This window comes from Candidatus Dependentiae bacterium, from assembly GCA_016191325.1.
Lineage (GTDB): Bacteria > Babelota > Babeliae > Babelales > JACPOV01 > JACPOV01.
Map to the genome: position 1 here is coordinate 689,879 of JACPOV010000008.1, position 20,875 is coordinate 710,753.

At 39.8% G+C, this 20,875-nt stretch carries 18 protein-coding genes; 3 read left to right on the forward strand and 15 right to left on the reverse strand.

The window, feature by feature from the left end:
* Positions 1 to 29: 29 nt before the first annotated feature.
* The 11 genes from HYX58_03820 to HYX58_03870 all read right to left on the reverse strand — a co-directional run bounded on the left by HYX58_03820 (position 30) and on the right by HYX58_03870 (position 8,536).
* Positions 30 to 764, reverse strand: a complete 735-nt coding sequence (locus HYX58_03820) for a hypothetical protein (protein MBI2775104.1) — start codon at positions 762 to 764, stop codon at positions 30 to 32.
* Positions 734 to 2,458 carry a BatD family protein gene (locus HYX58_03825; protein MBI2775105.1) on the reverse strand — a complete coding sequence of 575 codons (1,725 nt, stop codon included), beginning with the start codon at positions 2,456 to 2,458 and terminating at the stop codon, positions 734 to 736. The genes HYX58_03820 and HYX58_03825 overlap by 31 nt, the downstream gene beginning before the upstream one ends.
* Positions 2,439 to 3,578, reverse strand: coding sequence for a tetratricopeptide repeat protein (locus HYX58_03830; protein ID MBI2775106.1), 1,140 nt, complete (start codon positions 3,576 to 3,578; stop codon positions 2,439 to 2,441). The genes HYX58_03825 and HYX58_03830 overlap by 20 nt, the downstream gene beginning before the upstream one ends.
* Entirely contained in the window at positions 3,575 to 4,582 is a 1,008-nt protein-coding gene (locus HYX58_03835) for a VWA domain-containing protein (GenBank protein MBI2775107.1), read from the reverse strand. The genes HYX58_03830 and HYX58_03835 overlap by 4 nt, the downstream gene beginning before the upstream one ends.
* Complete coding sequence (locus HYX58_03840; protein MBI2775108.1) at positions 4,579 to 5,571, reverse strand: VWA domain-containing protein; 993 nt, start codon at positions 5,569 to 5,571, stop codon at positions 4,579 to 4,581. Before HYX58_03840 ends, HYX58_03835 begins: the two co-directional genes overlap by 4 nt.
* 5 nt (positions 5,572 to 5,576) lie before the next feature.
* Complete coding sequence (locus tag HYX58_03845) at positions 5,577 to 6,311, reverse strand: 1-acyl-sn-glycerol-3-phosphate acyltransferase (protein ID MBI2775109.1); 735 nt, start codon at positions 6,309 to 6,311, stop codon at positions 5,577 to 5,579.
* Between the two features lie 77 nt (positions 6,312 to 6,388).
* A complete protein-coding gene (locus HYX58_03850; GenBank protein ID MBI2775110.1) occupies positions 6,389 to 6,742 on the reverse strand; it encodes a hypothetical protein in 354 nt (117 codons plus the stop codon).
* Between the two features lie 13 nt (positions 6,743 to 6,755).
* Positions 6,756 to 7,121: a 30S ribosomal protein S2 gene (locus tag HYX58_03855; protein ID MBI2775111.1), complete on the reverse strand. Its 366-nt coding sequence runs from the start codon at positions 7,119 to 7,121 to the stop codon at positions 6,756 to 6,758.
* Complete coding sequence (locus HYX58_03860; GenBank protein ID MBI2775112.1) at positions 7,121 to 7,375, reverse strand: hypothetical protein; 255 nt, start codon at positions 7,373 to 7,375, stop codon at positions 7,121 to 7,123. Before HYX58_03860 ends, HYX58_03855 begins: the two co-directional genes overlap by 1 nt.
* A gap of 19 nt (positions 7,376 to 7,394) precedes the next feature.
* Positions 7,395 to 7,808, reverse strand: a complete 414-nt coding sequence (locus HYX58_03865) for a hypothetical protein (GenBank protein ID MBI2775113.1) — start codon at positions 7,806 to 7,808, stop codon at positions 7,395 to 7,397.
* An 11-nt stretch (positions 7,809 to 7,819) separates the two neighbouring features.
* On the reverse strand, positions 7,820 to 8,536 hold the full coding sequence (locus HYX58_03870; protein MBI2775114.1) for a hypothetical protein: 717 nt from the start codon (positions 8,534 to 8,536) through the stop codon (positions 7,820 to 7,822).
* A 176-nt stretch (positions 8,537 to 8,712) separates the two neighbouring features.
* Here HYX58_03870 and topA point away from each other — a divergent pair, with 176 nt between their 5' ends.
* The gene (gene topA / locus HYX58_03875; protein ID MBI2775115.1) at positions 8,713 to 10,950 is read left to right on the forward strand and encodes a type I DNA topoisomerase; all 2,238 of its coding nucleotides are present in this window, start codon (positions 8,713 to 8,715) and stop codon (positions 10,948 to 10,950) included.
* A 60-nt stretch (positions 10,951 to 11,010) separates the two neighbouring features.
* The gene (locus HYX58_03880) at positions 11,011 to 11,658 is read left to right on the forward strand and encodes an FkbM family methyltransferase (protein ID MBI2775116.1); all 648 of its coding nucleotides are present in this window, start codon (positions 11,011 to 11,013) and stop codon (positions 11,656 to 11,658) included.
* Positions 11,659 to 11,673: 15 nt separating this feature from the next.
* Here HYX58_03880 and HYX58_03885 read toward each other — a convergent pair whose 3' ends face one another.
* A complete protein-coding gene (locus tag HYX58_03885) occupies positions 11,674 to 13,014 on the reverse strand; it encodes a WD40 repeat domain-containing protein (protein MBI2775117.1) in 1,341 nt (446 codons plus the stop codon).
* A gap of 319 nt (positions 13,015 to 13,333) precedes the next feature.
* Here HYX58_03885 and HYX58_03890 point away from each other — a divergent pair, with 319 nt between their 5' ends.
* Positions 13,334 to 14,899, forward strand: a complete 1,566-nt coding sequence (locus tag HYX58_03890) for a hypothetical protein (GenBank protein MBI2775118.1) — start codon at positions 13,334 to 13,336, stop codon at positions 14,897 to 14,899.
* Here the strand turns inward: HYX58_03890 and HYX58_03895 are convergent.
* From HYX58_03895 to HYX58_03905, 3 genes are all read right to left on the reverse strand, one after another.
* Positions 14,896 to 16,767 carry a heparinase II/III family protein gene (locus tag HYX58_03895; GenBank protein ID MBI2775119.1) on the reverse strand — a complete coding sequence of 624 codons (1,872 nt, stop codon included), beginning with the start codon at positions 16,765 to 16,767 and terminating at the stop codon, positions 14,896 to 14,898. The genes HYX58_03890 and HYX58_03895 overlap by 4 nt on opposite strands.
* The gene (gene metG, locus HYX58_03900; protein ID MBI2775120.1) at positions 16,764 to 18,740 is read right to left on the reverse strand and encodes a methionine--tRNA ligase; all 1,977 of its coding nucleotides are present in this window, start codon (positions 18,738 to 18,740) and stop codon (positions 16,764 to 16,766) included. Before metG ends, HYX58_03895 begins: the two co-directional genes overlap by 4 nt.
* A 357-nt stretch (positions 18,741 to 19,097) precedes the next feature.
* The gene (locus HYX58_03905) at positions 19,098 to 20,828 is read right to left on the reverse strand and encodes a hypothetical protein (protein ID MBI2775121.1); all 1,731 of its coding nucleotides are present in this window, start codon (positions 20,826 to 20,828) and stop codon (positions 19,098 to 19,100) included.
* Positions 20,829 to 20,875: the final 47 nt, after the last annotated feature.

Genomic DNA, 20,875 nt, shown 5'->3' on the forward strand with positions numbered 1-20,875 from the left:
GTTGCTCTTAATACATTCCCCTCACATGCTCACTGAGCTTGGACAACATCGTCTATGTTAACCCATCCAACACACGTATGGTGCCGAATTTTATACCATTGGCCTTCTTTTTGCAAGATTTGTGCCGTTGAACCATACGGCAACAAGCACGCCTGATCAAAAGATTCATCGGGAGCTATTCTTACTGTCGCTTGTTCTTTAGCAATAATTCCAACAGAGCTATTTTTTAAACGATTCGCTGCAAAAATCAACAGCGCTAATAATAAAAGAACAATCGTACAAAAAACAAGCGCTATTCTTTTAATGCGACCATCATAAAATATGAAAAAACCAAATAAAAAAAGAAATGATAAAAAAAGCAATTGCCATGTACCAATTGAAAAAAGAAGCGAAATTCGTTCAAGCAGCTGCCACCGCCAGATGTTAGTGGTTGTTGCATAACCATTAAGTGATTTTTCAAGTTCGTTTATCGAATGATCAATGAAAGGCAATGTGGCAAAGCTCGCCTCTTTTCGTGCTCGATACCAATAAGCGAGTGCTTCAGGATGTTTGCCGAGCGCAAATAAACAAGCGCCACTATTAAACCAAACCGCATCACCTTTTTTTTCAATTGATGAATAAAGCTCTAGCGCTTTTTGTGGCTCGTTTTGGAAATATCGTCTTCGCGCTTGCAAAAAGATTTCTTGATCATTTTGTACGGCGTACGCAATTGCTGAAAAAAAGAGAACGAAGATTAAAGATATTCTTGAAGGCGCGATAACCATTGTTCCGCTTCTTGGTAAAGGGTTTGTTCATTATCACGAGCGGCATCGCCCGCAAAAAAGGCAAATGCTGCACATTTTTTAAAGAAAATTTCCCATTGATCGACCATTTGATTTGGGCAACCTGCCTGCTTTAATTGTTCACTGATAAGATCTTCGGTCATTTCGTTAACAGGATATTGGGCACGCTGAGCAAAAAGTTGCATAAATAAATCGTAAAGCGCTCGTTTAGTTCCTCCAACCTTTTTTAATTTGGCTAGGCGCGAGCGAGCGTGCGTAAATGCGTATTCTTTTTTTGTTGCTCGTGATAAGCGCCACTGCGTTATAAATGGCTGCAAGTATCGCAATACAAAGGCACAAAAAAATCCGAAAATACATGCCCAGAAAAATGGCCACGCAAGCTGCCAATGCGAATGCGAATGAAGAGCACCATGCTGCAACAAAGGAATTTGTTCATTTAATTGTGGGGCAGATCCAGCGCTTGTAGCGGGTTCATTTTCAGGCGGCATTTGTTTCTGATCCTCAGCAAATCCGGTACCCGGCGTAATGGTAAGTTGAGCAGTAGATGTTTTGAGTGTTTTATATGAACGATCTTGCGTATTAAAATAATTAAATTTTTGTTCAGGAATAGTATACGATCCTGGCTTTATACCTTGCACAATATATTCAAAAATCATTGCGGTTTTCCCGCTACCCAAATCGCGCAAGCTCGCTTGTGAGTCGTACGAGGTCAATCCTGGCGGAAGCACAAGTTTTGGTGCAAGCGTTTTTTCTGTGTTGCCCGATCCGTGCACCGTCAAGCGGAGCACAATACCATCACCCTCGCCCGCCTCATTTTTATCAAGCGTGAGTTCGATGCGATCAAAAATGCCTACGGCCGAAACAGCTTCATTTGTCTGCGGCAAAGAATCGACATCGATCGCTAACCCGTTTGAATAAATATATTTTTGATCGAATGCATTATCAAATAACGAAAAAATATCAAAACCTGCCGAGCGATTCATTCGTTGCATTCTATACGTCGCACGAACGGGGGCAACAGTTATTTTTCCAGCCGCACTCGGATAAAAATCGGCACGCCATTCTAAATAATTCATCCTCACACCGTTTACCAATTCAACGCCGGTATACGGCCCTTGCAATGAAATATCTTTCAGCTGCGGATCTGAAATACCGGTAAGGCTCACGCCATTTTGATAATAAAATCGAATCATAAATCCGATTTTTTCACCAACTACCGCTTTAGTTTTATCTATTAATAAACGTACGATTGCTTCATCTGTATTGGTCGTTACTTGTTGAGCGCCGACTGTTACGTAAACAGTACCGGAAGTTAATGTGCCCGCTTGCGTTTTCACGTGCGCCGGACCGATAGCAAATCTTCCCTCTTTATCAGCGCGAACCAAATAGCGATGCGTTTTTTTATTCGTCGTGACGCCGTTAACGGTCGTTCGCATCGTACTCACCATACCTTGATCCTGAATATGAAACGATTTTAGGCCTTCAATGCTGGGAGTTCCAACATTTATTTCCTGGCCGCCAATTACCGCTTCAACGAAAAATGGAATACCAACTTGCGCTTGCTGCATTGGCCTTCCATTGTGATCGGTTATAGCTAAAGAAAGCGTTGTTTCTCCTGCATAAACCGGAAACGCAATTAAATAGATCGCGAATAATTTACCAATTCTTTTGCCCATGGTGCACCGGCATCCCTTTTTTAACATCAACTTTTAACATTCTTTTGAGCGCTTGCGCATCATGCTCGTCCAAACGTTTTAAAAACAATTGCTCGTCTTGAGATAAACGATCATCTTGTAAAGGAGCTTGCGCATCGTGCTGTGATGGCGCTCCTTGTTCATTTTTCGGTTCTTGTGTAGGCTTATTTTTGTTTAGTTCAGGAGGTGTTTTTTGTTCTTGCTTTTCATTATGTTGCCCATCACCGGCTTCTGGCTTTTCGGGTCGTTCATCGCCACCGCGCTCACCCTTTTGCTGAGTATTATTGCCAGTGTTTCTTTCTTGTTTTTCTTTGCCATCAGCGCGCTCTTGGCCTTTTTCGCTCTTTTTTTCGGGACTCTTATTTCCCTCATCGGATCCTTGCTTTCCATCTTTTTTTTCTTCTTTTGATTGATCACCTTTTTTTTGTTTATCAGATGAACTGTCGTTTGGTTTTGGCTCATTTTTTTTATCAGATTGCTGATCGTTCTTTTCATCATTATTTTTTTGATCAGGTGATTGTTTATTTTGTTCGTCGTTCTTTTTTGAATCGGGATTCTGCTGATCTTTTTCTTGCTTATCGTTTTGTTTATCGTTCGATTTCTTTTGATTATTACCGTTATTATTTTTCTGATCTTGGTTCTCTTGCTGCTGCTGTTGCTTTCGTTTTTCGAGCTCATCCTCGATTTGCTTAATCATTTCCGCAGCTTTTTCATGTGCTGGATCAATTTCCACAAGTTGTTTATAACTTTCAAGAGCGCGTTCTAATTCTTGCTGACGCACCTGGCTATTACCAAGATCAAAGAGTGCACGTTTTTTCAGATCGGGTAAAACGTCATGCTCTTTTGCAACAGCATCAAAATAATTTTCTGCTTGTTTGAAATCATTTAATGCGTATGCAGCTTTTCCTGCATTATAAATCGATTCGGTGTCATGTGGATTATGCGTAATTAATTCATGCGTCAATTTTTTTGCATTTTCATAATTCTGATGCTCATCAGCGCGAGCAGCTTGGAACTTTTTTAAAAGTACCCAGGGATTATAATCGAACGCCTCCAAATGCGCGCAAAAAATCGATACAAAAAGAAAAATGTTTTTTTTCATAATAGCCATTCAAGTAAAAAACAAATAAAAGCAATCACCGCAAAAATCGGGTAACGCTCCTGAAGAGTTGGCACCGTTTTGTCTTCAAATTTTTCTTTTTCAAACTGCTGCACCATCCGCACAAGCTCATTAATATCCGCATCACCTTCTGAAGCGCGAACATAGGTGCCGCCAGATTCGGCCGATAATGATCGCAAAATTCCTTCATTCAGTCGAGAAATTACAATTTCTCCTTGTTCATTTTTTTGATGCCCGTGCTGACGGCCTTCATCATCCACTACAGGAACCGGTGCGCCTTCTGGCGTTCCAATACCCATCGTAAATATATGCACGCCCACTTCACGCGCTTGTTCTCGAACTTTGGTGAGATTGCTCGAAAAATCTTCGCCGTCGGTCAGAATAACCAATAATTTATTTTTTCGAGCCGGTGCTCGCGCAAAAATATCGATAATTTTCTTAATTACTTGATCGAGAGCGGTAGTTCCAGAAGAGATCGTTTCTGCATCGATTTGATTTAAAAAGAGATAAAATGCACCATAATCAACTGTTAACGGGCATTGCACCAATGCCGATCCTGAAAAAATCACCAACCCTACCCGTTCAGATTTTAAAGTACCCACTAATTGTTTAATTTTTTGCTTTGCAAAGGTCAGACGATCCGGCTTTTTATCTTGCGCAAGCATACTGCGCGAAACATCAAGTGCGATAAAAAGATCTCGCCCTTCTTGTTCAATCGTTTGCTCGATCGCACCCCATTGCGGTCTCAAAAAAACAATAAAGAGGCTCGCGCACCCTACCATGAGTAAAAACGTTTTTAAAAATAATTTGGCAATTGAAAAATGAGTTACCAAATAGCTTCTTCGTTTAACTGACGATAATTTTGAAATGCCTCGGTACCGCCGATAGGCAATAAAAAAAACCAGAATGCACGCGAATACAACAAACGGAAAAAAATAACGGTAGCGGAGCAATGCAAAAGTAACTTCGCCAAAAAAAGTTTTCATAACACCACCCAAATCAAACGCGCAAGAAGTTCGAGCACTGCAGCAACTACCGCTGCACATCCTATAGGAATCAATAGTTCGTGATACGTTGAGAAAATAGTTGCCTCAATTGCAGTTTTTTCAAGCGCATCGATATGCGCATAAATTTGATGCAGTTCATGCGGGCGATGTGCCTCAAAATATGAGCCACAAGTTTGCTCAGCAATTGATCGCAAAAGTGTACTATTCAATCTAAATCCCATCGAGCGAATGCCAAAAAGTGGATCGTGAAAGAGGCCGCCGTGTTCGCCGCCAATACCAATAGTATAAATTTTTATGCCGAATTTTTTTGCTAGATCAACCGCCGTTTGCGGATCAATATCGATCTCCGGAGTTGGTTCCCCATCGGTGAGCACAATCATTACTTTGCTCTTTGCTTTCGATTGCTGCAAGCGGCGCGCAGCCATCGCCATTGCAACGCCAAGCGCCGTACCATCAGGATTCACCGCCCCCAATTCTAAATTTTTTATAATTTCGGTACTAATTTTTTTATCAAAAGTGAGCGGAATGCGCGAAACCGCATCACGCCCAAAAATAACTAATCCAATTTGATCGTTCTCGCGCTGTTGGATAAAATTAATCGCTTCAGTTTTTGCAACCTCAAAACGAGAACGTTGATCCTGCAAATCATCAAAACACTGCATACTGCCCGATGCATCAAGTACCATCATAATATCGATCCCTTCAACAGGGATTTTCGATTGAACATCAACTAATTGTGGGCGAGCAGCAAGTGCTGCCAAAAAAAGCAAAAGAGCGGAGCGCAAAAGATTCTGAAGTGAAATTGGCCACGATGATGCTTGGTAGCCGAGCATAGAAAATGTAGAGGCGAGTGAATAACGATATCTCGTTGATTGTGGCCAATAACGACGGAGCAACATCGCAGCAATAATAATGCCAATGCCGGCATACATAACTAGTGGATACGCAAATCGAAATGCAAAATTCATAGGAGTTACGACTTATTTTGTTCTACTTGTTGCACAAACCAACTATGGACACGCTGCAAAAATGCTTCATCCGTTTCATCGTCGCCCAAGCGAAACGGTTCTCCAATAACTATTTTTATTGGATATTGATGAATGAAAAAACTTCCCGGCGGATACGCTTTATTTAAATTAAACATCATTACTGGAACTACCGGCCGCTTTGTTTCTTTTGCAAGAATCACAAAACCATAATAAAACCGATGTACTGTTCCATCTGTCGCACGCCCACCTTCGGGAAACATAAGAACATGCCGCTTCTGCCCTTTAATTAATCGGGCCGCATCAGTAATTGCTCCGGTTAATTTTCGCAAACCGCTATAATCAACAACCACGTTCATGCGCCGAGTGACAAATCCAAAAAACGGCACTTTTGCGTAGCGCGATAAAAAAAGCCAAATATGCGGATGGCAATTAACAAGCATTCCCAGAAACGGAATATCTAATGCTGATTGATGATTTGCGATCAAAATTGCTGGTTCTTCAGGAATATGATGCTTGCCCTCAACGGTAAACGGCAAAAATGATCCCCAAACAATGATGCGATAAAAAAGCCATGAAAAAAAATAATAAACTTTGTTGTTGAATCTATATTTTTCAGGCAAGCAAGCAACAAAAATGCAGGGAATAAAACATACAATACCCATAAGAGCTATCACAAAATAGCCAAAAAGTGCTCGAATCACGAGAAAAACAGTACCCATCAGACTCCTTGCGCAACTATTTTTTCTGATTGTACCGCGATATGGCCGATTATGCAAAACCACCAAAGTGAAAATTATTACTGAAAATAGCGACGCGGCTGAATCTTGTTATTTTTGATTTTTTTGGGAGATATTTTTTCTTTAGGCGTTATTTCTACTTTTTTTTCTGTTGAAACGGGACTCAGTAATATTTCAAGCTCCTTTTGCTTGTCCTTTTTCATTTTTTGAACAAATTCTTGATTGAGTTTTCCAACGTAAGAAGTTGCAAGTCCTTGCCATTCTTTTTCGGACACAAAAAAATTATTTACTTGCCCTCCGTTGACAGCAACGATTTTTGAATGAATAGTTTCGTTTTCCTGAGGAGTAAGTTTAAAAAGAGCGGAAAGAGAAAAAGTTGCGAATAAAAAAATTAAAATCAAAGTTTTTTTCAATTTTTTCCCACGCTTAAAATGATTGTGACCGTTTCTTTTCTTTTAAATCCACCACTGGCCGGATCTTTTGGCCAACGATGACAACCGAAGATGGATCCCCCACACGTAATAATAGTTTTGCATTTAATACTAATTTTTCCCATGTTTTTTGAAGATCAATAATATGAACACCTTCAGCTCTTCGTTTAAATATATAGCGGGACATTGATGGATCCATAGTTCGCGCTTGAGGTATCAAAGAATCCTCCATATTGCTTTTGGTGCTTTTGTCTTCTGTTTTTGCTTTTTCCATCGCTCCGAGGGATGAAAATATTAAGAGAAATATCGATAAGAAAAGTGATTTTGCGCCCATAGCTGCATTTCCTTTAGAAGCGTTCACTATTTTTTTTCTTCTTTTATTATGATTTTCTTCTCTATATTAGAAGTTGAAGCCTGGGGAGCAGAAAAGAAAACCTTTGTTGATACATGTTTGAGAACATGCGTTTCTAGCTTACCTTTAATATCCTCTCCCGCCGGTTGTTCTTGCTCAATAGTTTTTGCACTAGATGAATCCGCACCAACGCGCACCGCATTAAGCTGTATGTTTATATTCGCAATTATGAAGATTGCTACCAACATTGATCTCCTTATCATTCTATTCTCCTTAGTGATTTCAATAACCACTATTTTCCATACCAGAACGACGAGGCGATGGGCTACGTTTTTCTAATTTTGGCGAAGAACTTCTGGAGTTTCGGTTTTTCTTTGAATAATCCCTATTTAGGGTGCGTCCTCTGTTTTCTTCATCTATCAATAAATAAGATTGCAGATATTTTACTTGGATTTTTTTTTGCAATCGCGTTCCAGTTAGGAACTGGTCATAAGCTTCTTCTGAAGAAAGTTCCTCATTTTCTTTGATAGTTGGCAATTTCGTAACCCATCCGCTATGACCTTTTAAGAGACCTCTAAGAGAAAGAGAAATGCAGGGGCTCTCGCATGCTTTATCGGTACTTACTTCTTGTTGCACCGCTACAGCTAAAAAATTGATTATTATTAAAGGCATCAGTAAAAAATAGAATTTATTCATTGCATGGTTCATTACTTATAAATTTCATATTGCTCGTACACGCGCTTAGTATACATAATTGAGAACCAACACATAAGAATAAACATACCAATGAGCTGAATGATCGGCATTAAAAATGCTGCTTTCATAAATTGAAGCAATAATCCAAGCAGCAAGAATAGTAAGCCAAACAATAAAAAGTAACCGACTATCGAAATGAAGAAAAATGGATAATTATAAAAAACAAAAAGAGCTGCACGTTTTAAAGATTTTACGATAGAAAACATATTCTTAGGTGCATCAAGTATAAAAAAGAGGGCTATCGTAACCAGTGGCATTATAATGAATGGCAAAATCAAAAAAGAATACAATGAAGGCGCAAGCGTTCCCATAGAAAGCGTATATAAAAAATCCAAAATAGTTGCGCAAATCAACTGGAACCATAATCCTTTATAATAGGCGCCATCTTTCTTGGCAACCGAAGGCCGAATTGCTGCAATCATGCCAGCATTAATGAGAGCGAATATAAAAAATGCCGGATAATAGAGCCGAAAGCACCATGCTGGACTTTGTACACGACACACGCTATCATACCCTATCCATAGAATAATGAATGGAAAGAAATAGAGAAAGAATGGCTTAAGTGCCTTAAGAAAGACATTTATGGTAGCTAAAAAGAATATTTTTAGGTTTCGCGGTATAAAAATTAGCATCGATTCTTTCCATGAGTGCAAAATACCGTTTTTCATGTTATACTCCTAAAAATAATTCTAAAGTGCAATTTTTATTACGTTTGACTTTTATTTAATAATTAATTTACTATAAATAAAGAACAGATTGAATAATGCAAGCGGCAATTATTTGTACTTTTGTTTAAAATACCCTATTTTAGGTGACTAGTGAACCTCAAACCGCGTAAGTAGGCATGAAGAAACTATTAATTGTAGAATCACCGGCTAAAATCAAAACGATTTCTAAGTTCTTGGGAAAAGAGTTTAGGATCATGTCCACTATTGGGCATATTAAGGATCTTCCTCCAAAAAGAACCGGTGTAACAATTAATGGTTCGATCGAAATCGATTATGAAGTAATCGAAGATAAAGATAAGGTTATTGCAGACATTTGCAAAGAAGCTGCAAAATGCGACGAAATCTATCTTGCGCCTGACCCTGATCGTGAGGGTGAAATTATTGCATGGCACATTGGCCAAGAAATTGCAAAAGTCGCAAAAAAAGGCGCTGCAATTTATCGCATCACCTTTAACGAAATTACCAAACCCGCAATTACTGATGCTATCGATCACCCATCTACTATTGATATGCAAAAAGTTGCTGCGCAGCAAGCGCGCCGCGTTCTTGATCGCTGGGTGGGATACGAAGTATCTCCAATTCTATGGTCGAAAATTGCCAAGGGCCTTTCTGCTGGCCGCGTGCAATCGGTAGCGCTTCGTTTAATTTGCGATCGCGAACTTGAGATACGAGCGTTCAAGCCTGAAGAATATTGGACCATCGATGGCACGTTTGGCCATAAAGGCGGCCAATTTAATGCGAGCTTAACGCATAAAAATAAGAAAAAAATTGATATAAAGAGTGAAAAAGAATCTAAAAAAATAGTTGAGCAAGTAGAAAAAGATTCTTATATCGTCGAATCGATTACCGATAAAGAGCGCACGCGCCAACCACTCGCTCCATTTATGACGAGTACCTTGCAGCAAGCTGCGTATAATAGACTCGGTTTCTCGGTTAAAAAAACAATGCAAGTTGCGCAAAACCTTTATGAAGGTATCGCACTTGAAGATGCTTCAACCCCCGTTGCACTTATTACCTACATGAGAACCGACTCGCTCAGAATTTCAGATACGGCGCTCAAGCAAGCGCGCACCTATATCGACGACACGTTTGGCGGTACTTATTTGCCTTCAAAATCAAATGTGTTTGTTAAAGGTAAAGCGCAGGATGCCCATGAAGCGGTTCGCCCTATTGATGTAAATGTAACGCCCGATTATGTTCGTAAATTTGCAAGCGCAGATCAAGCAGCGCTTTATGAACTTATTTGGAAGCGTTTTATTGCCTGCCAAATGAAGCCAGCGATTTATGCACAACGCCAAGTGGTTGTTCAAGGCAAAGATTTCACTTTCAAAGTTACAGGATCTACCCTCATATTCGATGGATTTTTAAAAGTCTATATGGAAGAAGAGGAAGAGGATGATCAAAAGAAAGTGTTCATCCCTAAAGAATTAAAAGAAAAAGATCCGGTCGATCTCAAAAAGATTTTACCAAAGCAGCATTTTACTCAGCCACCGGCGCGCTATACTGAAGCATCGCTCGTTAAGGGCCTTGAAAAAGAAGGCATTGGCCGCCCGAGTACATATGCCACCATTTTAAATACAATTCGTGCGCGCGAATACACAGAGCTTGATACAAAAAAACGTTTCCTGCCGACAGAACTTGGCATGACTGTTACTAAATTACTCACCGAAAATTTGCCCAATATTATGGATACGAAGTTCACCGCCTTAATGGAGGAAGATCTTGATCGTATCGCAAAAGGGAAATTAGAGCGCGATCTCTTATTGCGTGAATTCTATAAAAGTTTTGAAAAAGATTTGGCACTCTTTAAAGAGCAAACCGCCGGGAAACGGCATGCGGAACCTACCGATATCACTTGCCCAGAATGCAAAAAACATAAGCTTTCAATACGTGTTGGTAAAACCGGCTCGTTCTTGGGATGTATGGGATATCCGGAATGTAAATATACCGCAAACTTTAAGCGCACCGAAGATGGCACGATTCAAATTATGGAACAAGAAGCACCAAAACTTCTTGATGAAATGTGCCCAAACTGCGGAAAACCACTGCGCCAAATGAGCGGAAAATTTGGCCCGTTCGTCGCATGCTCAGGATATCCTGAATGCAAATATATTAAGCAAACGAAGGCTAACTTTAAATGCCCGCTTGATAAAGGCGATGTGGTTAAAAAAATCTGGCAAGGAAAACCGTTCTGGGGATGCGGCAACTATCCTAAATGCAAATTCGTGGTATTTGGCGATATTGAAGAAACGCCATGCCCGAAATGTAAATTGCCGTTCTTGGTAAAAAAAGTAGATAAGCAAGGAAATGTAACCCTTATTTGCTCAGATAAAAATTGCGGCTATAAAGAATAAATTACCCCATTCACCCTGTCGTGGGAAACTAAATACCATTTAACCAAAATGCTGATAAGCATGCAAAAACCAATCCAACTTCGGTACATCACCAAAGAATTTATTGCACAATTCCTGCCTGAAGATCCTGTAATCCTAGAAGCAGGAGCGCATAAAGGAAAAGACACACTCGCTCTCCATGCGCAATGGCCACTAAGCACAATTTACGCTTTTGAGCCGGTGCCGCATCTTTATGAAAAACTGCATAGCGCCGTTTGCGCTATTCCTTCAATCCACTGTTACCAAGTAGCACTGAGTGATCAGATTGGAATTTCTACATTTTATGAAAGCACCGGAAAAATTGATGCTGCAAGTTCACTTTTGGCGCCGCACGATTATTTTGATGATAAACCAATTCAGTTTACCCAAATAGAAGTAGCAACGACGACGATAGATAGTTGGGCACAAGAAAACAATGTGCAAAAAATCGATTGCTTGTGGCTCGATCTGCAAGGCGGAGAGTTAAATGCGCTCAAAGCTGCAACCTCTCTTTTGCACACCATAAAAGTAATTCACACCGAAGCAAATTTAATTGAGCGCTATAAGGGTTCTCCGCTTTATGGTGAATTAAAAGAATGGTTAGAGAGTTATGGATTTGAAGTAGTTGCAGAAAGTTTTTATCACGGCAGCTGGGGAAATGTACTCTTTAGAAATAAAACGTATCAATAAAAGCCACAAAAAAATCTACTCTAATTTTTTCTTAATATCTTCAGGCAACGATTTAAATAAATCATCAAGTTTTGAATAGTTTTTCAAGTCAATCAGTTTATTTTTTTGGCTATGCTTCAATAAAAAAGAAAGAAGCATTGCTTGGTCCACTGCAATTCGGGGAGTTTCTAATAGAGATTGCAGGTTCCAAATACGTACCGTCCCATCATCACTTGCCGAGGCGCAGATCTTTCCATCAGCTGTGAGTGCCAAAGCACGCACGCAATTATAATGCGCGTCAAAAAATCCAACGGCTTTTTCGGTTTCTGTTTTCCAAATACCCAATTGATTATCAATTACTGATACGCAGATCTTTCCGTTAGCACTGAGCTGCACATCCTTTACCCCAACAAAAGTTGGAACGTATGCTTTAGGTGTTTTATTCCAAATACGCACAGTCATATCATCGCTTACTGAAGCACAGGTTTTTCCATCAGCACTAAGCGCAACACGCCTTACCCTATCAGTATGCCAATCTAAAACTGTAATTTGCGCTTGGGTTTCTGTATTCCAAATGCGCACCGTTTTATCATCGCTTGCCGAAGCACAGGTCTTTCCATCAGCACTAAGTGCCACACCCTTTACATAATCATTATGCGCAAACGTTGCAATGGATGATTCAGTTTCTGTATTCCAAATACGCACCGTTTTATCATCGCTTGCTGAAGCACAGATCTTTCCATCGGCACTGAGCGCAGCACAGATCTTTCCATCGGCACTGAGCGCTACATCTCTTACCCCATCAGTGTGCCCTTTAAGATTTTTCCATGCCGTGATCTGTCTTTGCGGATATATCAAATTAAGGTGGGGTACAATTTTTTCGTCCACATCGTATGGCAATTCCAAAGCATTCCATTTTCCAAGGGCCACTTCAAGATCAGAAAGGCTGCCGATTGATTCGATTTTTTTATCTATTTTCGCGGCGAGAGCAATAGAAGCTTTTTCAAATAATATTGGAATATTAAGAGCGTTAGCATTTTTTACGACGCTTGAAAGATCCATCTTAGATAAATCATTGAGCTTGCCTTCAAATTCTATCCGATGATCGATTCTTAGTAATAATGCAAAAATGATGCTCAACTCCAGCGATGAAATGGAAGGTAGACTTAATTCTTTATCAGCAGCAATACCATCCGAAATCATACATTGTATTACTCCGGATTGCTTTTTAAGACGCTTTATTCGCCTATCATTTTTAAAAGTTAATGGAATAGCTAATTTTTTGTCAGAACACTCAATTGTAAAATAATCTAGAGGCTTGTTTTTTAAGAGCGAATTTCCAAATGCAGGAACTACATGTTTACTATTTTGTGCCACTTTTTGAATCTTCGAGGAGAACGCAGAAAAGGGCCTGATCCCCTCCATTGCACTTGCAACTTGAGTGAGAACAGAAAAGTATAGAAGTGCCAATAATAAATTTTTTAATTTCATAATTTTTTCACATTAATAAATGTATTAATAAGAGAGTATTATAATCTATTAATTACAATAGCAAATTGATCAAAATTGTCAATTTGAATAAACTTATGACTTATTTATAATGAGCTATAGTTATTGCCATGGTTTTTAATTTATTAACCATACTTTTCTTTGTTATGCTCGCCGCTGAATGGAGGAAACCCATAAAGGAGCGGCAATGAAAATTAGGGTGATTCTACTGATAATTACCGGCATGTTAGCATCTTTCTCTTACTCAATGGAAAATCAACAAATCCTAGGTAAGCCATTTTGGCTTATTTTACAAGATGGCACTAAAATCGAGCTGAGAAGATCGGTCGTCGATAAATTTAAATATTTGCGTGCAGCCTCAGAAAATGGGATGAAAGAAACGTATGAAGATAAAATAGTTTGCGATGATATAGAACCTGCAAGCGCGCGTATGTTTGCTGAACTTTTGGCGAAATTCTGTGAATTTCCAGAAGCCTCAAGAGAAGAATCTCTACTTAAGGAAATCCTCGCCATTCCCCAGATTCATGAAAATATTATGGGTATTTTGCATAAAGCTGATCAATGGGAAGTACATGCTCTATACAAAGCATTATTACGGGCAAGTATTTGCTTAGTGAAACAGGAAGTAGACGCAGCTGAAGCAATCGAGCATTCGAGGGGCAATACTCAAAAACTATTGCAAAACGCGACAGATATCATCAGAGAAAAAAAACACTTAAAAAATCCTTCTGGTGTTCTTTCGCAAAAAGAATTTCCGCTGCATATCCCTGAATTGCGGGATCAAATAACCAGCGATTTAATGCCAAAGATTTTTGGAAAAACACCGTTTGAATTAAATAAAGTTCCCACCATTAACGATAATACCTTGAAAAGTCTTGCATACGACAGTTCAACGGATAAATTAATTTTATGTAGCAATGATCAAATAACGTTGCATGACGCAAAAACTGGAAAAGCTGATATACCAATCAACAACCAATCGATCGTTAAGACAGCACTCTTTGATGAAAAAAAGAAACAGATTATAACTGCCGGCTATCATGGACTCATTAATATCTGGAATGTAAATGGCTCTAAAGCGAAAAGCGTTCAACACTCTACCAGACGCTGCGTTTCTTCATTGGGAATTGACAGCACGAGCGAAACCCTTGCTGCAGGTGGCCACGATAAATTCGTTCACCTTTGGGATCAGACAACGTGGCAAAAAAAAGCTACTGTTCCCGTGCTTGCCGGCTTTCCCAATTCCTTTATCTTTGAAGACAATGGAATATATATAGCACATGATCTCGGTCTACATTTTTGGGATAGCAAAGAAGGAACACTAACTAGCTATTGGGGAACAAAATCTAAGAATATCCCAACACCTTTTAAATGCTTAACAAATCATCCGAATGAAAATTTTATAATTGGCACTGCTGGCAGGAAAATTATGATTATGGATAAAAGAAAAAAGGCAGTTATAAGCACTTTCGAGGGCCATACGGGAAATGCTTATTCTCTTATCATATGCCCTGAAGCACAATGCTTAATTTCCAGTAGTTACGATAAAACAGTCCGCATTTGGAATCTGGAAACAGCAAAATGTTTTCAAAAAATTGAGAAACAAAACCATGAATTGCTAGCGTTTGATTCAAAGCAGATGCGTGTTTTCACCAATGGGCTCGATGGCGCGATTAATATATCTACCATTCCACACGATCCAAAAAAGTTATTAGAACTTTATGCAAAACAATTGGAAGATAAAAAAAATTAATTTCTTGAAAGGCTAAAAGTAAATAAAGAAATCTCATTAATTTTTTTATTTGATTGCATCATAATGCGCTTGGTAGCAATCTTTGCCCCATATGATGGCGAATAAAAATCATCATGTAGTGTAAAAGAATTGGGGAGCACAAAACGCCCAAGAGTTTTATTATGGGAGTAAAGGACTAACGAATTTTGTTCCTGCATTATTTCAATTTCTGGAGCCACGATAAAATTCCATATCGTTGGGATTAGTTCGCCGCTTGCATCACTGAGTGATTCCCACCAGTCAGTTATGAAAATTTCATTTTCATTTACGCTAATTTTTCTGTGCGCACGCAGCGGCGCATACAGATCATGAAATGTGTATAATTCATTTTCGTGAAAATGCATCGCATTTTCAGGTAAATCGAGCGTAAACAAACGATTATCAAGCTCAACAGACTCTTTTCCTACGATGCCAAATGTGTTGTGCATCTGTGCAGAGCGAAATTTGTTTCTCCAATACGCGGAGGGCGTATAGATGTAGCTTCCTGGATCGACAAAAATAGGAATCCCATCGATCGCAAGCGTGAAACTTCCAACATCATTATGATGATGGCCAGATGGTTGCCGATTTTGGTAAGCATGATGCCGCAATGAAAGATGAATGCGCTCATTTTTAAAAATCGAAATGCCAAAATTTTTGTAATGAGCAATGTGCTCATTATTTTTTATGTGAATTTTTGGTAATTCACCAGTTACAATTTTTCCTGAGTCGTTATCACCAATTTGAATTAACCGACTTGGCGCAAAACTGCACCAATCGATGAACTCAAGCATTCGTTGAAATTTTTCTTGATGCGCATTTGAAATTTCAAAACCATAATTTTGCGCAATAAAAAAAATATGATGCACAATTTCGGTAATTAATTTGTGATAGAAAGTGGACCCTTCATAATCGGTTCCTTCATCAAAAACTTGTTTATCAAATTCGCGCAAACATTCTTGAAAACACCATTCAGCTTTCTTTTGAACAGTTTTGCCAAGTGGCTTAAAAAAATAGCAAAGGTATAAATAACCAACTAAATCTGAAAAATAATGATTCGAAGTGCGAGAATCATACACTTCCCAATGATGCTCCAGATAATTAAAATGATCATAGAGAGAACAAATGAATTTTCCCCAAAACGCTGGCGAAATAGTTGTTGAATCTTTAAAATAATGAAATGCCCATATCCAATTAATTGCGCGAATAGCAACATCCATTGGGCACGCCCAATTGGGGCCAAGTAAGACAGGATTATTTTCCAACCAATCGTTTATTTGATCGCAAAAAGATTGCGCGTACTTTTCATCGCGCGTTAATTCGTATGTTTTTCCGATGGTTGCTAAATGCTGAAAGCGCGATAGTTCCCAAGGAACTTTAATATCTTTTATAAACTGGCGTTGCCCGCCAGTTTTAATTGAAATGTCTTTGTAATAAATTAACGGGAAACTATTTTCTTCTTTGGGATTTTGAGATGCGCACCTAAAATCGCTGTGCCACGGAATTTTGGGAAAGCATTGTTTTCCAGATCCTAAAAGATCGAAACAATTATGAGAAAAATTGCTTGCGCAATTTTTTAGATTTTCTAATTGGATCGGCTCTAAAAAGATTTGTGTATCGTCTAATTGCAAGTGCGCTGCGGCGTGTGCAAAAAAAATCTCGAACGTTTCTGCATAATTATTTTTTTTTGCAATCGATTGCCATGAATGAGAAAGCTCACGATTCAGCGCTTTTTTTTTCTGCGACCGCTGATATATTCCGTGCGCAACGCGAGCGGCGAGAAGCTCTGCCGATTTTCTTGGGCCGAGTTTATATGCTTTCTTTACGTACCGCCCAATTTTTTCGATCATGTAATCTTGGTTCCATTCGGTACATGATGGCCAACGGTCGCCATTATCGCTCTACCGTTCTCATCTTTTGCGAAAAGCATCATGCCATTCGACTCAAAACCCACCATTGCGCGTGGCTTTAAATTAAATACAAAAATTCCTTGTTTGCCGATAAGTTCATCCTGAGAAAATGATTGGCGCACACCCGATAAAATCTGGCGCGTTCCCTTATCACCAAAATCAATTTGTAAGCGGTATAATTTATCAGATTTATCAACCGTCACACATTCGACGACTGTTCCGACAATTAACTCAACTTTTGTAAAATCATCAATTGCTATGTAATTCATATTATTATTCGGGGTCCCCGCAACAATGGCTTCTTTGCCGTTTTCGGGGCTATTCACCGTTTCTTCAGCTGGTTCTTCTTTCACAATAATCTCCGGTTTTTCAAATAAACTTTTTGTAGATGGTTGCAATATAAAAGTATGATTCCAGCGGCTTGTTTTGAGCTGCTCAACAATATTATGCTGCGGTGCTAATTGCCATTGAACGCTGAGTGCGCTCAAAAGTTCTTCCATTTTTTTTGGCATTACGGGCCACAGCAAAAGAGCAATCGTATGCAAACTATGGCACGTTGAAGAAATTACCTGCTCAAATAATTTAGGGTCTGTTTTTGCTAATTTCCAAGGTTCATTTGCATGGAAATAACTATTTACTTGATTGATATAGCGCCATAAACGGCCCAGCGCAATATGCATCATATATTCGTTCATATGTTGCCCATATTCTTCAACCATATCCCAACAATCATTGCGCAGCGCAAGCGCCTGTTCAGCAAGCACTTCGTGCGGGCCAACTTCAGTTAATTGATATTTGTGCGCAAGAACAATAACGCGATTGAGTAAATTTCCCAAATCGTTAGCAAGTTCACTTCCGATTGCTTTTTCCAAATCTTCAATATGAAATGGAGAATCTTGCGTTACCGCCAAATGGCGCATCAAATAGTAGCGCACCGGATCCGCTCCATATTTTTGGTAAAGCACTTGGGGGTCGACCACATTGCCAAGCGATTTGGACATTTTTTGGTCGCCAACTTTTATCCATCCATGAACGAGCAATGTTTTTGGCAATGGCAAACCGCTTGCCATTAAAAATGCAGGCCAATAGACCGCATGGAAACGAATAATATCTTTTCCCATTACTTGAAGATCGGCAGGCCACCATTGATTAAATTGTTCTTCGCGTTGCTCACCTTGGCCCCATCCGATAGCGGTTATATAATTGTTCAGCGCGTCGGCCCAAACATAGACAACATGCTTTTCGTCATCCGGAAATGGAATGCCCCATTTAACGGTGGTGCGCGAAATACTTAAATCTTTTAAACCAGATTGCACAAAACTAATAACTTCATTTAAACGTTCTTTGGGCGTAATAAAATGAGGGTGCGATTTATAATATTCAAGCAATCTATCTTGATAAGCGGATAACTTAAAAAAGTAACTTTCTTCAGAAATATAACTTGTTTCCCTGCCGCACGAAGGGCAGAGCGGGCTACCTGTATGAATTTCGTTCTCTTCAACCGTAACAAACGCTTCATCTGAAGTGCAATACCAACCGGTATAAACCGATTTATAAATATCTCCCTGCTCACGCAGTTTTCTAATCCATTTTTGTACAGCAAGAACATGATTATGATCGGTTGTGCGCACAAAATAATCGTACGCAATTTCGTATTCATCCCAAACGGTTTTATATGCTGGTACAAAATGATCAACAAATGTTTTTGGGTCTTTGCCAGCAGCCTCTGCAGCTTGAGCAATTTTTTGCCCGTGCTCATCGGTGCCGGTTAAAAAAAATGTTTTTTTACCTTGCAGTTTTTGCCAGCGCGCAGCGACATCCGCAATCAAGGTAGAATAAAGGGAGCCCAAATGAGGCTTTGCAGTAACATAATAAATGGGAGTAGTAACATAAAAACGATCGCGATGCGCCATGAGAAACACCTAATAACAAAAGTATTCTTTTTATGATCATCGTAATGGAAAAAGAATATTTAGGCAAAAAGACCCTTCGATACAATTTTTCGCAACGCTCAAAATCACTCAGGGCGAGCGGGGGGAGGAAATGTTTCAGTTGCGCTCATCCTTCGATACAAATGCTATCCATCTTCGTTCTTCGAGCTTCGCAGTGCAGGTCGCATTCACGCGGGACGAGCGCTTCAGAAAAAAAATTGATTAATTGCGCTCGTGGTGAGTGATTTTGAACGCAGTGAGAAATTGTATCGAACCATGCGCAATAAAAAAACCCCGCGACTTTTCATCGCGGGGCGTTTGTTAAGTTTTTCTAAGTGTTTAGAAATAAATCATCATACCAAGATACCAATCGGTATCTTTCATAGAATTTTTGCCAGCAAACGTATGCATCCAACCGCCAAATATTTCTGCATAATCACTTTGGTGGAAAATTTCAGCTCTGATCCTATGCGCTGTCACGTTCGTACGATTTTCTGCAACCGCTGGATCGAGCAATGCAGGATTTCCTAGGAAATCAATAAGTTGGCCCATGACGAAATTAACGTGATCATGACCTTTTACATATACTTGGTAGCCTAAATCAAGCCCAACACGCGGATTGCAAACTGGCAAGAACGTAAAATCTATATCGCCGACAAAATATTGCCATGAAATATCTGCTTCAGTTGTAGGCCCGAGACCCTTAACGGTTGAACCTTTAAACGTCGCTGCAATTTCCTCGCGAGCAGGAGCAACATAATAGTAACGGCCATCCGCTTTAATATGAAGCCAATCAAGCCCTTCCCATCCTGCGATAAATCCAAGATAGGGCTCCCAGTGCCCATTATTTCCAGTTGACTGCTGCAGAAGCAATTTTGGATTTTTAATTTTTTTGCCAGTTGGTGCACGTACGCCTAACAAACCTTCGCCAAAGAAATCGCACCAATAGCGCTGAAAATAAAGCTCAAGATTGAGATCGCCTGGGCCTATCGTGCGCTGCGTATTAAAATCAAAACCAAATCCTTGGAAGAATTGAAGTGCCGAACTATTTGGTAATCCTTTAATAATAGCTTTTATCGCGGTTTGAATATTTCTCGCGTCATCAGCTATATCAAAGACCCCTCCAGTCACGGCAGCAGTCGGCAATACCCACAAACGTCTTTGATTCGCGAGATTAGCACCGAGTGGAGCATAGTTTGTGCCATTATCAAAGTGGGCACGCGAATTAGTCGCCAAGCCTGATCCATCGGCAGCCAGATTCGGCAACCCTGCAGCTACTACTTTGTTAATAGTAAAAGGAGCAGTTGGAACAGTACCAACATCTTTTGCTATAACGTTGACTGGATACGGAACCATATTAATTTGCGTAACATTATTCTGGTTCATCAGAATAGGCTGCTGAAATTTGATAAGAGGCTCTTGGGGAGCGTTTACGGTTAAACGCAAACTTGCCAAAAAATCCAAACGATACGCAAAAGCATCTTCTATCACCTGCACCAGAGGAGAAATACCTCCTTCTGAAAGCACTTGCTCGCGTTCCATTCTACACACTTTATCAAGTGAGCCATCTTCTAAATCTGCACAGCAACTATCAAGTTCCATTTCAATATCGCGATATGGAATAGTAGCGCGTAAACCAATGTGCCATTCACAATCACACCCAAAAACAGTATCGACAGTTATGCCAAAAAATGCGCCGCGTTCGTTATAAGAAATACGAGGGCTAAACGTTGAGAATTGCAGGAAGGGATTTAAAGGGTCGATCTCACCAGCCGGAAATGCATTAACTCCTAAAAAATCCTCGAGGCCAAAAATGACCGCATCAAGATTTTCTGTTTTAATCGTTTCGTTATTGCGGAACATATTTTTTGCGGATCGATAATAGCCCGCACCCCAGGTATCTATATTCCAGCAGGTTTCGACATCTTTAGGACGAGGCTGCGGATAATGCCAGTATCCCCACCATAGTGGCAAAGGATTTCTAATTTCCCGGGCACCGATCTCCGCAAATACTGACACCCCAATAAGCACCCCCGCAAGGAGGTGCTTTGTCATCTGGTTTCTCTTCATTCTACTCCTTTAAACATATAATCATCTAACCTTGCAATCTTAAATAG

Coding starts and splice junctions, on each gene's coding strand:
- metG (MBI2775120.1), bottom strand. CDS start 18,740: ATGGCGCATCGCGATCGTTTTTATGTTACTACTCCCATTTATTATGTT.
- HYX58_03830 (MBI2775106.1), bottom strand. CDS start 3,578: ATGAAAAAAAACATTTTTCTTTTTGTATCGATTTTTTGCGCGCATTTG.
- topA (MBI2775115.1), top strand. CDS start 8,713: ATGAAGAAACTATTAATTGTAGAATCACCGGCTAAAATCAAAACGATT.
- HYX58_03825 (MBI2775105.1), bottom strand. CDS start 2,458: ATGGGCAAAAGAATTGGTAAATTATTCGCGATCTATTTAATTGCGTTT.
- HYX58_03835 (MBI2775107.1), bottom strand. CDS start 4,582: ATGAAAACTTTTTTTGGCGAAGTTACTTTTGCATTGCTCCGCTACCGT.
- HYX58_03860 (MBI2775112.1), bottom strand. CDS start 7,375: ATGATAAGGAGATCAATGTTGGTAGCAATCTTCATAATTGCGAATATA.
- HYX58_03845 (MBI2775109.1), bottom strand. CDS start 6,311: ATGGGTACTGTTTTTCTCGTGATTCGAGCACTTTTTGGCTATTTTGTG.
- HYX58_03820 (MBI2775104.1), bottom strand. CDS start 764: ATGGTTATCGCGCCTTCAAGAATATCTTTAATCTTCGTTCTCTTTTTT.
- HYX58_03905 (MBI2775121.1), bottom strand. CDS start 20,828: ATGAAGAGAAACCAGATGACAAAGCACCTCCTTGCGGGGGTGCTTATT.
- HYX58_03880 (MBI2775116.1), top strand. CDS start 11,011: ATGCAAAAACCAATCCAACTTCGGTACATCACCAAAGAATTTATTGCA.
- HYX58_03895 (MBI2775119.1), bottom strand. CDS start 16,767: ATGATCGAAAAAATTGGGCGGTACGTAAAGAAAGCATATAAACTCGGC.
- HYX58_03870 (MBI2775114.1), bottom strand. CDS start 8,536: ATGAAAAACGGTATTTTGCACTCATGGAAAGAATCGATGCTAATTTTT.
- HYX58_03865 (MBI2775113.1), bottom strand. CDS start 7,808: ATGAATAAATTCTATTTTTTACTGATGCCTTTAATAATAATCAATTTT.
- HYX58_03890 (MBI2775118.1), top strand. CDS start 13,334: ATGAAAATTAGGGTGATTCTACTGATAATTACCGGCATGTTAGCATCT.
- HYX58_03840 (MBI2775108.1), bottom strand. CDS start 5,571: ATGAATTTTGCATTTCGATTTGCGTATCCACTAGTTATGTATGCCGGC.